Below are 15,272 nucleotides of genomic sequence, written 5' to 3' on the forward strand. Positions count from 1 at the left end.
TTCCACAAGCAGAAAGTATCTTTATTGGGGTGATCTTTGCTGCTACCTCCGTGTCCATTTCGGTTGCCGTTTTAAAGGAATTAGGCGGCCTGCATGGTAAGGCCGGGGCCACAATTTTGGGAGCTGCCGTTGTGGATGATGTCCTAGCCGTTGTTATTCTCAGCGTTATGGTGAGTTTAATGGGGACATCGCCCTCTACCACTGGAAATTTATGGCTTACATTCATGTATCAACTCTTCTTTTTTGTCGGCATTTACTTTGTGGTTAAATTTATAGCTCCAATTCTCACTAGCGTTGGCAAACGGTTGTTTGTCGTCGGTGGCCCTACCCTCATCGCTGTTATTTTATGTTTGAGTATGGCACTACTAGCCGATGCCATTGGCTTAAGTGCAGTAGTGGGTGCCTTTTTTGCGGGAATTGCGATCTCACAAACCACCGTCAAACATGAAGTAGAAGCCAACATTGAACCAATCGGTTATGCTTTTTTCATTCCCGTTTTCTTCGTTAGCATTGGTCTATCGCTATCGTTTGCAGGGTTCATGAAAAACTTTATTTTTATCGTTTTACTGACAGTTCTTGCCACTTTCACAAAGTTATTAGGTGCTGGATTGGGTGCCAAGCTTTCGCAATTCAGCTTAAAAGATTCCTATATTGTCGGGTCCGGAATGGTATCGCGTGGCGAAATGGCGTTGATCATTGCACAAATTGGGTACAGCGCACACCTCATTTCTTCAACTTACTACTCCGCCATTATCACTGCCATCGTATTGACAACCTTACTGGCACCCTTGCTGTTGAAACATGCGTATCGTTTAAAATAAGAATATATAAAATTAGATCTCAAAAAATATGAAGTGCAACAGACCGGTTCACGAGGCACTTCATATTTATTTGTGGTTTATTTTATTTATATTAAATAATCTTATTTTCAAGCAAAACAGTTATGGCATTCCAGCCCTAAATTTTGTTAAGATCATCACTTTTGTTTTTGTTCTTTTAAAACGCGATCAATTTTCATTTAAAAATTGTCTAATTTCATCAAAAGCCAAATTCATTTGTCCCACCTGACAGTGCTGTTCCCCACCAGTTTCCTTGGTAAATAATTTAAATTGCACGTAACTAGAATTAATTAATTCCCTTTGTATTTGCCGAAGGCGCTTATATGGCACATATTGATCTTCCTTTCCTGCTAATAATAAGCAGTTTTGGTTAATCAGCGGTAAGAATTTTTTAGCATTATGTCGTTGTAAATTTTGGATTAAATGAAATGGAGAATTCTCTCCTGTCAACAAGTATCCATTATTGATCTTCCACGTCATATCGATATTATTCTTCATAATTTCAGTAAATAATAAATTCACGATTTTTTGTGCTCGAACCCAAAGTAAAAGGCGTAGCATGCCATACTTCACACGGCCTAAATTCATCGCCAAAGTATCCATCGGTGTATAAAATATATCCATACAAATTATTTTTTTAATTCGTTTTTCAAACGCTGCAGCTCGCAAGACCAGCAAACCACCCCACGATAGGCCAATCGCTACAACTGATTTCAGACCATAGTAATCTAAAACTGCTGAAACTGGTCTTTCAAAATTCGGAATAAAATGCAGACCATGCATGGATGTGTTCCCTTGGCCTGGTCCATCAAAGATGAGAATATTATAATTGGTACCTTTCAAATACTTAAAAAATCCAGCCACTTCTTCCAAGTAGCCATCAAAACCACCTATTACTAACAATGTTTTTTTGGCGTTCTTATTTTTTAAATACAGAGTTGGTAAGTAGGAATTTTCATACGGAACCCACCCACGTGTGAAGGGAAAATCATGATAAGATTTGTAAAAGCACCGAATAAAACTTTCATACAATATATTCTTTCATGAATCATCACCTAAATAAAACATAGCAGCTTTATAATAATTTGCAGCAATAGCAAATTTCTGTTTTTTTTCATAATCTCGAGCATGAACAGACCACCAATTGTACCAATCATCAAGATTGTTTATATGTAATTTCATGTCTCTAAGATCATTGATCACTTCTTGATCATTTGCAAACGGCATTGTAAACCTAGCAATTTGAAAATCTAATTGACGATTGCCAGTTATCGTTTTCATACTATCATCACCTTTCAAACTTGATCTTAGCAATCATAAAGATTAAAGTGAAGGTCAAAGAACGACATAGTGTTGGTTATCGAACACTTTGTTCGATTTCGTCCGATTAGGAGGATTCCCATGTCAACTGATCTTCGTGTTCTCAAAACAAAAAGAAATATTCAACAAGCTTTATTTAGCTTACTAATACAGGGGCAAAGCTACTCTTTAGTAACAATTGACCAAATTTGCCGGGAAGCGCTTTGCAGCCGTTCAACTTTTTATGCACACTATACCCAAAAGAATGACCTGCTAGAAGAAATTACCGATCATTACGTATCTCAATTCCAAAAATTTTTAACTAGACGATTAGAATCCAGCCAAACAACCCATTTTGAATATATTTCCCAGCAACTAATTAACCAATTTATACTCCCATCTCAGCCTCAGTTGCGCGTTTTGTTAGCCATTCGCAATGACCCTACACTTGGTTTAGAAGAAAAATTTCAAAAAGTAATCATCACCGAGTTATCAAAAAAGAGTACCAAAAGCCGAACTCTCATAAAGCTTTATGCTGTTAACGTGACAACCATTTTTAAAATGTTAGTGAATAATGAATTATGCTCCCAAGATCTTCAACAACTTTCTGTTTGGCAGGAGAAGTTGGAATTAACCGAATGAAAATATCTAACTTTCCGACTATACGCTGCAGGTTCCATACTTTCCAATCAAACATTAGGATCCCTCCTTCATTAAGATCAATGATTGCCTCAAAGTATAACCTGATACGCTGCTTTTCTCTATTAACACGTTTCTAAAGCTTTAAGAATTTACATTTAATCTTAAAATTAACTATATTTTCCTAAAAAAATTCTCGGTACTTTTATCTGGAATCCTTGGAAATAACACACAATAGCTAATTAAAAAGGTCCGTCATAACGAGAACTGTGAGTGATTCACATTTTCGTTATGGCGGACCTTTTACGCTATTTAGTTTTAAATCTAACTTACTTATTTAAAGAATTAGCCACCGCTTCATGAACAGCATCTTTTTCAGCTTCAATCAAGTCGACACGACTCTCAATCACTTTAGTGTCCATTTTAATTTCACGGGTCAAACCTGGTGTGTTTAATTTAGGTTCAAAGAAAGCTTTGAATTCTGCAAGCCGTTGTGGCGTGTGGAAAATACCTGCCGTAACTGTGATATAGGTTGTAAATTCCATATCACCACCAACAGTATCTTCTAACCATTGCCAGTCATTACGGATCCAATCCCACGCTGCCTGTTGACCCTTGTCATTGGCTAACAAGCCGCGGAACCAAGCCCGCAGATCTTGTGGCTTAATGGTCTCAGCATCTTCAAACTTCGCAACTAATTTTTGAACCAAGTCGGGATCTGGTGTGCTCGTCAAAGCAGCGCAAATGTCGGCCTTATAACTCGCATCTGAAGATTGACGATGTGCTGCCAAAAGTTGGTCAAATAAGTCCGCGCTGCCATAATTTTTGACTTCATTCCGTAAAATAAAGACACGGGTGTCTGCCGACAGTGTTTCCAAGTGATCCTTGTTAGCTACAAACAGATCATGGGCAGACTTGATGGCAGTCTCATTTTTAGCATACAACGACGCATTCAAGACATATGGTCGTGTTAACTGGTCATCATTTGATTCTCCTGCTTTGGATGTCCACCCCAAACGTGCCACTTGGTTGTGACTTAAGTGATCAAAGAATGCCTGCAAAGCTTTTTCCTCAGCTGAGTCAGGTTCGACAAACTTACGAAGGTTATTGGCCACTTGATAAAGTGCCGCATTTACGACATTAGACTTACTATCCGCAAATTTCACTAATAGTGGAACGACTTCAGCATATGAAATCTGACGTCCTTCAGCTAATAAACGTAAATCTTGTAATAACTGTAATTGTGAAATCGCATCTAAATCTGTTAAATGTGCAAAAATATCATTCAATAAGGTTTCGTCATATTTCACAATAAAGTGTGAGTTATTCCCAACATTCAAGCGGAATGGAACGCCATTTGCATCACGTAACTGGCGATAGTCACCAAGATCAAGAGCTTTGTCAGCCATGATTTGTGGTGCAACTTCGTAGTTAGCACTTAGCGGAATCTGCCATTGACGGCCGACTTCTTGACCTTCACCAATAAAGAATTGTTGTTGGCTTAACTTCAGATGACCATCTTCAATTTTAGCGTTAACAACTGGATAACCAGGCTGCTCCAACCAAGAATTCATGATGGCACCAACATCTAAATCAGAGGCGTCTCCTAAGGCTGCCCAGAGATCTGCACCGGTTGCGTTGGTATATTTATGAGAAGCAAAGTAATTCTTCAAGCCGGCACGCAAAGCATCATCACCCAATAAGGCACGAACCATGACTAACATCCGAGCCCCTTTGGCGTATACAATCGCCCCATCGAACAAAGCATCAATTTCAGCCGGATTATTAACTTGAACGTGTACAGATTGAACGCCATCTGTAGCGTCTCGTTGCAGTGCTGAAGCCGCCTCTTCTGTCTGGAACATTTCCCAAATGTGCCAATCAGGTTCAAGCGCATCAACTGCCACGTACTCCATCATATTGGCAAAACTTTCATTTAACCAAAGATCGTCCCACCACTTCATCGTGACCAAATCACCGAACCATTGATGTGCCAATTCGTGGGCAATCACAGTTGCCACCAATTGTTTTGTGTCTAAGGCTGTATTGTCGGGATCAAGGAGCAAGTAAGCTTCTCGATAAGTTACCAGTCCCCAGTTTTCCATGGCCCCCGCTGAAAAGTCAGGGAGTGCCAATTGCCAAGAATGTGGAAGTGGATATGGCGTATGGTAAAAGTCTTCATAAAATTCAATGGAACGTTTGGCAATATCCAACGCAAAATCTAATTCATTGGCTTTATGCGCTTTTGTCCCAAAAACACCAATTTTGACACCACTATTCGTCGTTGTCAGCTTACTTTGTAGCTCACCAAAGGCAAAAGCCACTAAGTAAGTAGACATCCGTACTGTACTTTCAAAGTAGTGAACGCCATTTTCAACTTTCTTTTCAGGCATGTTACTAATGGTCGTTTCGCCTTCATGTTCATCGTACTTGATTGCTAAGTCAAAAGTAGCCTTAGCTTCCGGCTCGTCCACACAGGGGAAAGCCTGGCGGGCAAAATTAGTTTCAAATTGAGTACCGATAATCTGCTTTTTTTCACCATTAACTTCATAGTAGGAAGGATAGATTCCCATCATTGAATCTGTCAACGGTGCCGTATAAGTAATGGCTAAAGTGACTTCATCAGCTTCTGGTAATTCAATATGAAGGGCATCTGCCTCATCGTCCACTGTAAATGGGACGTCGACTCCTTCGGCTTGAACCGCACTAACTTTTAAGTACTTTTGGTGAAGCGAAAAGTTGGCGGTTAACGCATCCCCCACAATGGTTGTTTTTCCAGAAATGAGTTTGTTTTTCCGGTCAATATCTAAATAGACATCGTAATGTGCCGGTTGGAAATTTTCGTAAAAACGTGTTAATTCTGCCATGATGTTCTCCTTATTTCTTTAGAATAATCTCATTATACGACATTTATACGAAAAACGCTTCATAATTTGCAGGGACAGCTTTTGCTAACCACCCAGCTTCCCCAAATGAGGCGCCTGCTGACTGACTTTCAAAAAAATGCCTTGTGGTGTACTAAAATCGCGTTAATTTTTGAAAAGAGGTTTACGATGACATTTTATTCTTATTCACAATTGTTGGCTCAAAATAACCGTCTGTTGCTTTGGCGTTACAGCATTTTGGTTGTCCTTTCACTCATTGCAGTGCTCATGCTAATCCTATTTTTACGTCACCGAAACGACGGTAAATATCGCGACTTGCTCATCATATTTGTATTAAGCGCCTGCCTAGTTGGTGGCATCCAGTTTAGTAATTATCAACGCTACCAAACGAGTTTGAACCAAAATGCTCAAATCATCCGTTTCTTACAGACCGTGAGTCGCAAGAAAGACGTTTCTTTAAAGAAACTCAAGACAAATAAAACGGTGTTAACCGATAAAATGATCTTAAAAATGAATCACCACTACTATCAAGTCAATTTTGATAGCGACTTTTCAAGCTATTATTTACAACGTACCCAGCTTATTGGTGATCAGGAGGTAAAGTAATATGTTTTCATATCTAGATATCGGCTTAAAATTTGCGCTGGGTTTGGTTTGCGTCATTGTTCAGATTAATCTTCTTGGTAAGGGCAATTTGGCGCCAACTAGCGCCGTGGATCAAATTCAAAATTACGTCCTAGGTGGCATTATCGGTGGTATGATCTACAACACAGACATTACGTTGCTTCAATTCTTCTTAATTTTACTGATCTGGACTTTAATTGTATTAATCGTCAAATTTATCAGCAATCACAACCGATTCTTACGTCGCTTCGTTACAGGTGAACCCTACACGATCGTACAAAACGGCCAAATCTTAGTCGGTGTCGCCACGCGTTTCGGCTTGAGTGCCAGCGAGTTGTCCTTGAAACTGCGTTCGGCTGGCGTTACCGATATTAGTGAAGTTAAACGAGCCGTTTTGGAACAAAATGGTCAAATTACCGTTACTATGCAGGGTGATGATGCGGTAAAGTATCCGTTAATTGTGGATACCGTAATCGACAGCACCATTCTAGAATTAATCAATAAGGATGAATCATGGGTACTGGATAATTTAAAAAAACAACATTATCAGCTAGCAGATGTATACTACGCTGTTTATCGGGACGGCACCTTAAGTGTGACCCCCTATCCTGATCACGACCAGTCATGACACGACCTCTTTATACAAAAAACACGCTTGAATTTGCAGGTTAACTTTCCTGCCGAAATTCAAGCGTGTTTTATTCTTGTTAATTCATAATTTTAAAATAAACTCAGTCGAGCTAAACGTCATTTTCAGACCGCATCTCAAAATTCAGTGGGTTCTTTTTTCTGATTGTCAACCTACAAAAGGCCATAAACATCACGTGCAATCATTAATTCTTCGTTAGTGGGCACTACCAATGTTTTGACGGTGGCATCCGCAGTACTCATATCAACCTCTTTACCAACAATCTTATTTTTTTCAGGATCAATGTGTGCCCCCACATACCCAAAAGATGCCATAACTTGAGCGCGCATTTCAAAGCTATTCTCACCAACACCACCCGTGAAAACGAGCGCATCCACGCCATTCATTAGTGCCATGTAGCTACCGACAAATTTAACTACCCGATTTGCAAAGATATTTAATGCTAATTGGGCTCTGGGATGAGTTGGCGCAAGCTTCTTTAGTTCACGTTGATCTTCTGAAAGACCAGAAATCCCCAATAATCCTGACCGATCATTTAATCTGTCGATCATGTCATCTATGCTTTTTAGATTCAGTTTTCGTACTAAATAGGCCACTAGTGACACATCAACTTGACCACTGCGTGTATTCATCACTAATCCATCTAATGGTGTAAACCCCATCGAAGTATCCACGGATTTTCCCTTATCCACAGCGGTAATACTGCAACCAGCGCCAAGGTGCATCACGATTAACCGCAACTCTGATAATGGTTTGCCAAGGATCTGGGCCGTGCGTCTTGAAACGTAGCGGACGCTTGTTCCGTGCGCTCCGTATTTACGTGCCCCATATTTTTGGTAGTATTCATAAGGAACCCCATACAAATAATTTTCTGCTGGCATCGTCTGATGAAATGCGGAATCAAAGACCGCCACATGTGTTGCCCATGGCATTAGTTGCATAAAGCGTTTAATCCCTTTAGCTTCAAGATGATTGTGTAATGGGGCCGTATTCACGCAAGTCATCAATTTGTGTTAAGACCTTGTCCGTTATCACAACAGATTGCTTAAACAGTTCACCACCCGCAACCACTCGATGGCCGACCCCAACGATGTCATGCAGATGGGCAACTAACTTTAATCGCTTCAACTCATCCATTAAAAGCAGAATCGCATCTTTAAGACTCAGCGTTTCATCGTAGGAACGGGTCCTTTTTTGATCTCCAAATTTAACGGTAATTTCTGCTTTTGTATTGTCAAAAAAATCCACTAATCCTGACGCGACCTGTTGTTCTTCAGGCATCTCAAACAAGCGCCACTTTAGTGTCGAACTCCCCAAATTCACGGATAAAATTTTAGCCATATTATCACCTTCGTCATTCAAATTTCTACCATATTAAGTACATTTACTTAGTATGGTAGGCTTTTTTTGATAAATACGCACGAAGTTAGCTCATTTCATGTAACCGATAACACTTTAAAAATGTCTGCTGCTTTCTCAGTCGGCTAAATCAATCCAATATCGTCGCAACTGATAACCGGTCTTTTTTTCAATTACGGTGTTTTCATAAACACCACCGTTAACTTCGATAACTTTTCCGCTATCGAACTATTCCTTTTTTATCTGTTCAATCCGCCGTTCAATTTCATCCCGAACATTTCTAAAGACCTGCATCACTTCAGTCTCGGTTCCCTGCGCTTGGGCAGGATCTGGTAACGGCCAGTGCAATTTTTGAACCGTCGGCGGTGTAACCGGGCACCGATCTCGAGCATCGCCACAAAGCGTCACCACTAAATCGCTCGTCTTTAAATACTGTGGATCAATTAATTTCGATTTGTTTTTCGAAATATCGATCTGCTTTTCCGCCATAACTTTAACCGCTCGTGGATTTAAGCCATGGGTCTCAATGCCAGCACTGGCTACTCGCCACTGATCACCAAGAATCTTCTTCGCAAATCCCTCTGCCATTTGGCTTCGACAGGAATTTCCTGTACACAAGAAATAAATTTGTTTCATTATTAAACACTCCTAATTCATTTTGGAAATCTTTAGGGCGATCAATTGTAACGATTAAATGTAAATTTTGCATATCTGCATCTAACTATCAAGTATTTAGTTACATGAATTTATTCAAATTTTGCCACAAAATTACTGATGCTTCAAACGTAAAAATTATATCCGGTGCCGAATTCGACTTAGTGAAACCGGAGAGATACCCAAATATGATGCAATATAATAATCGGGAATCCGTTGATTTAAATCCGGCCTATCAGTTTTGAATTTCTTATATCGTGTTGCTGGATCATCCTCTATCCGTGACAAAAAATAACGCGTATATTCAATAAACCGTTTGTCAAGAATTTGATACGCTAGTGTACTAAATTGCGGTTCTTCTTTTTGTAAGACTTTGAAATTCTTTCTATTAAGAATAAGTAATTCTGAATCCTCCAAACTTTCAATTGAGAAGTTACTAGGCGTTTCTTGTGCAAAACTCTCAAAAGAGGCGACTGGCTGATTTTCAACAAAAAATTGAAATGTAACATCTTCCCCATCTTTATTATGTCAAAGCCTTAACACACCCTTTTTAATAAAATAGATGTTATTAGATACATCGCCTTCATATAACAAGGTCGTTTTCGATTTAACAGATTTACGCGTCAGCATTTTTGAAAAATCGATTTGACTATCTTTAAGCCACAATAAAGATTCCGAAAAATTATTATGCATACTTTTACCTCTACTTAACTTATGTTAATGAGTTTCAATAAAATTCTCACTATACTATGATTACGAGAGTATAAAATAGTTTGTGTAAATGAATAAAAGTCCTGTTGAAAAGGGAATCCCTTCCCCGTATGATTAAATCATCCAAATCAAACCAAAACGGAGGGATTCCCCATGGATCAGTTTACCAAAAATCTAACCAAAACTCTATTGTCAAATGGCGATGTTAAAGAACTTTTTCGTCAACAACTCGAAACGGCTATTAATCACATCTTGCAAGCTGAACTAACTGCCTTACTTGGTTATGATCCTTATGACCGCAGTGGCTTTAATACTGGCAATTCTCGTAATGGCCAGTATTATCGTTTAATTGACTCTGAATATGGTAAGTTGAAAATTGCTGTGCCGCGTGACCGTAAAGGCCATTTTCATAACCACCTGCTTCCTGCCTATTCTCGTCGTCAGGACGCTTTAGAAACAACAATCATTCAGCTTTATTCCAAGGGCGTTACGACCCGTGAAATTGCAGATTTGATTAAAAAAATGTATGGCTCTTATTATTCACCTACTACTGTTTCTAATATCACTGCTCAGGTAACAAAACAGATTGAAGCTTTTCATCAACGAACTATTAAGGCAAACTATGTTTGTCTTTTCTTAGATGCAACTTACTTACCTTTGCGCCGCGATTCAGTTCAAAGAGAAGCGGTCTATATTGCTTTAGGTATTACATCTGTCGGCATCAAAGAAGTTCTTGATTATCGAATCGCTCCAAGTGAAAATGCAGGAGTTTGGTCAGAAATGGCAGAAGATCTTAAAAAACGTGGATTAGAACAAGTCCAGTTGATCATTGCAGATGGAATGGTTGGTCTGCAGCCAGCATTATTGCACGCTTTCCCGAAAGCTAAATTTCAAAGATGCCTAGTACATGTTATGCGCAATATTGGTTCGCATGTGCGTTTAAAAGATCGTGAGGCGATCTTAAATGACTTTAAAGAGTTGCATTCAGCGACCGATGTAACTGCAGCACACAAGATCTTAAATGATTTTTATGGTGCATGGGGGAAATCGTATTCCAATCTGATCCAGCAACTTAAATCCATTGAAAATGAACTATTAGCTTTCCTGAGTTTTCCCCCGGCCATTCGACCAACAATTTATTCAACCAATATCTTAGAATCACTGAACAAAAGAATCAAACGCAAGACCAAACCAAAGGAACAATTTCCAAACGAAAAATCTTTAGACAATTTCATTGGAGTTCAAGTCATAAGCTATAACGAAAAGTACTTCAATCGTAGCCATCGCGGATTTGGTCAAGTCAAAGACACGTTAGAATCACTTTTCGATTAATACTTTATTTTGCCAGGAGAAGGGATTTTCATTTACACAAACTTCTTGACACTCCCATCGTATTCATTTGATCCAATTAGATTACCTATTTTTATCAAGTTTATAACCCCTGTGCCAATGCCGAATCAGGTAAACCAATGTGGCAAGTATTAAAACTACGGCTCCCACAATGACGGAAATTCGTGTGTCCGGATTGATAAACATAAAAATCACAATAACAGCTAACATCACAATCGCAAAGTAATTGGAATAAGGAAAAAATGGTAATTTGAATGGATGTGTCCCCATCAAGTTCGCACTATTTTCTCGAAAACGCAGTTCAGCTAACAGAATGACAAACCAAGGCACCATTCCAGGTAAAACTGATGAACTAAAAACAACCACAAATAAGTTAGATGTTGATTTGCTAAAAATCGAAGCGACTGTATCAATAATAAATCCGATCAAGATTCCGCCAGAAATGCCAAGAATGGCCACATTGGGAACGACTCGTTTAGATAACCGACCAAACAGCCTGGGCGCTTCTCCTTCATGAGCTAACTTAAAAAGCATGCGACTTGATGAATAAATACCAGAATTAGCTCCCGATAAAGCAGCTGTTAAGACAACAAAATTGATGACCGCTGCAGCTGAGGTAATGCCGACTTTTGCAAAGGTTGAAACAAAAGGCGATCCTACCGCACTAAGTTCGTTCCACGGATAAATTGTCACAATCACAAAAATCGCACCCACATAAAAAATCAAAATACGCCAAAGTACCGATTTTACGGATTTAATAATTGCTTCTTGAGGATTGGCAACCTCCCCGGCTGAAATTCCAAGAAGTTCGATGCCTTGATAGGAACCGACAATAATCGACATGGAGAAAAAGAATCCTTTGAAGCCACCAGTAAAAAAGCCACCATGACGCCAAAGATTGCTGAAACCAGTTGGATGCCCACCATTTCCAAGACCAAAAAAGATAACCATGAAACCTAAAACAATCATCATAATAATCGTGATCACTTTGATCATTGCAAACCAAAACTCTAGCGATCCGTATGCCTTAGCACTAGCAAGATTGGCAAGCACTAGAAACAAAATAATAAGAATTCCGGCAACGAAAGGATTAATCTTTGGCCACCAATATTTAAGATATTCAGTTGCCGCAACCACTTCGGACATGCCGACCACAATGTATTCAAAAACATTAGCCCATTTTGCTAGATAACCTGCGATAGGATGGACATATTCCGTTGCATAATCTGCAAAAGAACCCGTACCGGGATTAATATAGATCATTTCACCAAGTGCTCGCATGACAATATAAAGAATTAGGCCAACAAACATATAAGCTAATAAAACGGACGGCCCAGTCCATTTTATTGTAGAAGCCGACCCCATAAATAGGCCAACCCCAATAGCGCCACCTAAGGAAATCATTTCCATCTGACCGGCTGTCATTGAGCGTTGCAGTGCTGGCGCATGGTTTCGTTTACGTTTCATTTATTTATCTCCCCAAATTAATTGCTTTTTTGTGATTCGTGCCTTCCTTAAACTTTTTATTCCTCATTTGAAACAGACATGGTCTCATCAAATATGTAGTGAACACACATTTAGTAGGCTATCAGTGGACAAATGTCGAATTAGGCTTTGACGAATTACAGCATGCCGTCAAGCATCTCTTGGCTCTCCTAAAAATGCAAAATCCTAACCGAAAAATCAATTAGCTTTTAATGCCACATGAGATCCTTGTATTTAAAAAGAAAAATTAGTAATATTCGTCAGCCATTATTTTCACCACACCAGTTGCGCCACCCAAATCATACAGGGAATTGTAACTAACGAAAATAACGTTGAGATGCCCACCACGGCAGTGCTATACAAGTAATCTTTGCCATAGGTTTTAGAAAAAACCGCCATTAGCACCCCCACCGGCGTGGCTTGCCCTAACAGTAAAGTCATCTTTAGCACTAATAACTGATTGGGCACAAACATTAAAATGAGAAGCGTTAATAATGGCGCGATGACCAACCGCGATAATGTTGCTTTGTATAAATCGATAGATCGTAAGGCCCGTTTTACATCACCCTCAGCCAAATAGCATCCCAGCGCTACCATCACTAATGGTAAATTCATATTGCTTAAATCAGAAATGGTCGTTCCTATAATATGGGACAGCTGGATATGGGTTAAAGCCAGAAAAAGGCCTAAAAATAACGCGATAATCGCTGGATTTACAATTAATTTTTTCATGGCGATATTTTGTTTGTCTTGAGAAATTAAATATAGGCCATAAGTCCAAATAATAAAATTGGTTACCCCGACAAACAAACTCATATAAAAAACACTCGCATTACCCAGCACTTGTTTGGCCAGTGGAATCCCAATAAAGCCGACATTTGCAAATACCATGGCAAATTGATTGAGTTCCTGATGATGGGGAAACATAAAATAGGCACCCAGAATGGTAACTATGTAAATAACTCCTAATAAGACTAAAGTGTAGCCCGCATAATGTAGTTGACTGGTTGGAAAATGCCCAGCAAATGAATTCACCAATAAGGCTGGATTCGCCACATAAATCACCAGATCCGAAATCTGTTTGCTACCTCGCCGATCTAAAATTTTGACCCGATAACAAATGTAGCCAACCATCATAAGCAAAAACATAATTGCAGTTTGTGAAAAAATTGTCCCAATTGAAGTCATAAGACGCCTCCTGTATCCATCAATAACTTTAATCGTCTTAAAGTCCTCTGACAAGTCTAAGTTGGGAAATCACTACTGGTTAGGCATCCTGTCTGAAGGTTACTGCTCACAATTGACCAAATTTAACATAAAAAAGGGACTAGAAAAACTTCTAGTCCCTTTCTATCGCCGAACTTTAACAATCAAAATCGAGAAAAAAGGCTATGTGCAAAGTCAAAACACCTTTTTCCACGTTTTCATTATGCTTCATTCAAAATTTTAGGCGCCTTCATGTGGTGCCAATTTTTTGTCAAATTGATCCTTATCATAATCTGGTTGATTTGAAATATGCATAGCAGACTTCAAACGGATCGTTAAAAAGTTCCACATAGATGGTGTAATTCCTAATTCATCCAAATCACGCGTTGATATTGTATAACGAATACTATCTTCATCATTTGTTTCAACTTTTTGAACCCATTGTGGTTCCCGCAAGCTTTCACGGCCAATAGCAACAAAGTCAATGCCAGCGTCGACCACTTTTTCAGCATCAGCAGGTGTTTCCACAGAGCCAACCGAAATTAATGGTAACCGACCGTTAACTTGTTTCTGAATTTTCTTGATTAACGGCTCCTTATCAGATTTATCGTTAAGCGAGGTCCGCCATACGTAACCCATAGAAACATGCAAATAATCAATTGGTTGTTCTGCCAAAACATCAATAAATTGTAAGGTATCTGCCATGCGAATACCTGGTTCTTCAATTTCCTCGGGCGAAATACGATACCCGACAATAAATGGGCGATTCGCATACTTTTCCACAGTTTCGTGCACCCGTTTGATAACTTCTAAGGCAAACGTCATGCGTTTTTCAACACTACCGCCCCACTTGTCGGTGCGACGATTAGAATGTGGAGAGAAGAATTGCTGTAACAAATACGTGTTAGCTCCGTGTAATTCAATACCATCAAATCCAGCTTGAATCGCACGTCTTGTTGCTTCACCAAAATCCACAATAATTTGTTCAATTTCATCATTCGTTAATTCCCGAGGAACTTCTGCATTAGGACGTAACGCAGCCACTGCACTAGCACTAACTGGCTGGGTTCCACGTAACACATGTGAATTGGACATCCGACCAGCATGGAAAATCTGCAAAATAGCTTTGGCCCCATTTTCCTTCATAGCTGATGCCATCTTAGTTAACCCTGGCAAAAATCGATCGTCGGTAACGGAAAGTTCGCCTTCAAAACCTTTGCCGTCTTCAGAAACGTTCGCAACAGGTGAAATAAAGAGCCCTGCACCACCGCCATGGATTCGGAAATACCGAATCTCATCACGCGTAACAGATCCTTCTTCAAAGGCAGAAGCTTCTGTCATTGGTGGAATAGCGATTCGATTCTTGACCTTCACACCATTTTTAAACGTATATGGTTCCAAAAATTTGTACTTAGCAGACATAAAAAAATCTCTCCTTTAGCAAAGTTTTGATAATGTACATATTTATTTTAGTTCATTACTTCACAAAGTCTAATGTTTTAACTCCACGCTTCTTCAAAAAAAGACAGCATCACCGTCTTAAAATGCGATTATGCTGCCTTTTTGTATGAA

The 15,272-nt window shown here is 39.3% G+C and carries 12 protein-coding genes and 1 pseudogene; 5 read left to right on the forward strand and 8 right to left on the reverse strand.

Translation table 11 applies throughout. The features are described from left to right. Positions 1 to 821, forward strand: an 821-nt coding sequence (locus AB3219_RS00005) for a cation:proton antiporter (RefSeq protein ID WP_367369226.1), incomplete at its 5' end; no start/stop codon positions are given. A 186-nt stretch (positions 822 to 1,007) separates the two neighbouring features. Here AB3219_RS00005 and AB3219_RS00010 read toward each other — a convergent pair. Then, positions 1,008 to 1,871: an alpha/beta hydrolase gene (locus tag AB3219_RS00010; protein ID WP_263749837.1), complete on the reverse strand. Its 864-nt coding sequence runs from the start codon at positions 1,869 to 1,871 to the stop codon at positions 1,008 to 1,010. A 9-nt stretch (positions 1,872 to 1,880) separates the two neighbouring features. Then, on the reverse strand, positions 1,881 to 2,120 hold the full coding sequence (locus AB3219_RS00015) for a hypothetical protein (protein WP_236698951.1): 240 nt from the start codon (positions 2,118 to 2,120) through the stop codon (positions 1,881 to 1,883). A 120-nt stretch (positions 2,121 to 2,240) separates the two neighbouring features. On the opposite strand from AB3219_RS00015, the gene AB3219_RS00020 reads away from it, so the two are divergent. Continuing rightward, complete coding sequence (locus tag AB3219_RS00020) at positions 2,241 to 2,780, forward strand: TetR/AcrR family transcriptional regulator (protein ID WP_216762933.1); 540 nt, start codon at positions 2,241 to 2,243, stop codon at positions 2,778 to 2,780. 326 nt (positions 2,781 to 3,106) lie between these two features. Here the strand turns inward: AB3219_RS00020 and AB3219_RS00025 are convergent, their stop codons facing one another. Continuing rightward, positions 3,107 to 5,644 carry a M1 family metallopeptidase gene (locus tag AB3219_RS00025; RefSeq protein WP_216762932.1) on the reverse strand — a complete coding sequence of 846 codons (2,538 nt, stop codon included), beginning with the start codon at positions 5,642 to 5,644 and terminating at the stop codon, positions 3,107 to 3,109. Positions 5,645 to 5,830: 186 nt separating this feature from the next. Here AB3219_RS00025 and AB3219_RS00030 point away from each other — a divergent pair, with 186 nt between their 5' ends. Then, positions 5,831 to 6,268 carry a DUF3290 domain-containing protein gene (locus tag AB3219_RS00030; RefSeq protein ID WP_263749838.1) on the forward strand — a complete coding sequence of 146 codons (438 nt, stop codon included), beginning with the start codon at positions 5,831 to 5,833 and terminating at the stop codon, positions 6,266 to 6,268. 1 nt (position 6,269) lies between these two features. Beyond that, positions 6,270 to 6,914: a DUF421 domain-containing protein gene (locus AB3219_RS00035; protein WP_216753462.1), complete on the forward strand. Its 645-nt coding sequence runs from the start codon at positions 6,270 to 6,272 to the stop codon at positions 6,912 to 6,914. Positions 6,915 to 7,087: 173 nt separating this feature from the next. Here the strand turns inward: AB3219_RS00035 and AB3219_RS00040 are convergent. Continuing rightward, positions 7,088 to 8,276, reverse strand: a pseudogene (locus AB3219_RS00040) (acetate/propionate family kinase). A gap of 246 nt (positions 8,277 to 8,522) precedes the next feature. After that, positions 8,523 to 8,930, reverse strand: a complete 408-nt coding sequence (arsC, locus tag AB3219_RS00045; RefSeq protein ID WP_263773554.1) for an arsenate reductase (thioredoxin) — start codon at positions 8,928 to 8,930, stop codon at positions 8,523 to 8,525. 882 nt (positions 8,931 to 9,812) lie between these two features. On the opposite strand from arsC, the gene AB3219_RS00050 reads away from it, so the two are divergent. Beyond that, positions 9,813 to 10,991 carry an IS256 family transposase gene (locus tag AB3219_RS00050; protein WP_367369227.1) on the forward strand — a complete coding sequence of 393 codons (1,179 nt, stop codon included), beginning with the start codon at positions 9,813 to 9,815 and terminating at the stop codon, positions 10,989 to 10,991. An 81-nt stretch (positions 10,992 to 11,072) separates the two neighbouring features. On the opposite strand, the gene AB3219_RS00055 is transcribed toward AB3219_RS00050, so the two are convergent. From AB3219_RS00055 to AB3219_RS00065, 3 genes are all read right to left on the reverse strand, one after another. Then, positions 11,073 to 12,476: an amino acid permease gene (locus AB3219_RS00055; protein WP_260365249.1), complete on the reverse strand. Its 1,404-nt coding sequence runs from the start codon at positions 12,474 to 12,476 to the stop codon at positions 11,073 to 11,075. Positions 12,477 to 12,767: 291 nt separating this feature from the next. Further along, positions 12,768 to 13,682 (reverse strand): AEC family transporter, encoded by a 915-nt coding sequence (locus tag AB3219_RS00060; protein ID WP_216754432.1) that lies wholly within the window; start codon positions 13,680 to 13,682, stop codon positions 12,768 to 12,770. A 258-nt stretch (positions 13,683 to 13,940) separates the two neighbouring features. Beyond that, positions 13,941 to 15,122, reverse strand: a complete 1,182-nt coding sequence (locus tag AB3219_RS00065; protein ID WP_263807480.1) for an NADH-dependent flavin oxidoreductase — start codon at positions 15,120 to 15,122, stop codon at positions 13,941 to 13,943. Positions 15,123 to 15,272: the final 150 nt, after the last annotated feature.

The organism is Pediococcus ethanolidurans (genome assembly GCF_964062635.1).
GTDB classification, from domain to species: Bacteria; Bacillota; Bacilli; order Lactobacillales; family Lactobacillaceae; genus Pediococcus; species Pediococcus ethanolidurans.

What these genes read in the sequence shown, in the direction of transcription:
- AB3219_RS00015 (WP_236698951.1), bottom strand. Translation starts at nt 2,120, where the DNA reads ATGAAAACGATAACTGGCAATCGTCAATTAGATTTTCAAATTGCTAGG.
- AB3219_RS00020 (WP_216762933.1), top strand. Translation starts at nt 2,241, where the DNA reads ATGTCAACTGATCTTCGTGTTCTCAAAACAAAAAGAAATATTCAACAA.
- AB3219_RS00025 (WP_216762932.1), bottom strand. Translation starts at nt 5,644, where the DNA reads ATGGCAGAATTAACACGTTTTTACGAAAATTTCCAACCGGCACATTAC.
- AB3219_RS00030 (WP_263749838.1), top strand. Translation starts at nt 5,831, where the DNA reads ATGACATTTTATTCTTATTCACAATTGTTGGCTCAAAATAACCGTCTG.
- AB3219_RS00035 (WP_216753462.1), top strand. Translation starts at nt 6,270, where the DNA reads ATGTTTTCATATCTAGATATCGGCTTAAAATTTGCGCTGGGTTTGGTT.
- arsC (WP_263773554.1), bottom strand. Translation starts at nt 8,930, where the DNA reads ATGAAACAAATTTATTTCTTGTGTACAGGAAATTCCTGTCGAAGCCAA.
- AB3219_RS00050 (WP_367369227.1), top strand. Translation starts at nt 9,813, where the DNA reads ATGGATCAGTTTACCAAAAATCTAACCAAAACTCTATTGTCAAATGGC.
- AB3219_RS00055 (WP_260365249.1), bottom strand. Translation starts at nt 12,476, where the DNA reads ATGAAACGTAAACGAAACCATGCGCCAGCACTGCAACGCTCAATGACA.
- AB3219_RS00060 (WP_216754432.1), bottom strand. Translation starts at nt 13,682, where the DNA reads ATGACTTCAATTGGGACAATTTTTTCACAAACTGCAATTATGTTTTTG.
- AB3219_RS00065 (WP_263807480.1), bottom strand. Translation starts at nt 15,122, where the DNA reads ATGTCTGCTAAGTACAAATTTTTGGAACCATATACGTTTAAAAATGGT.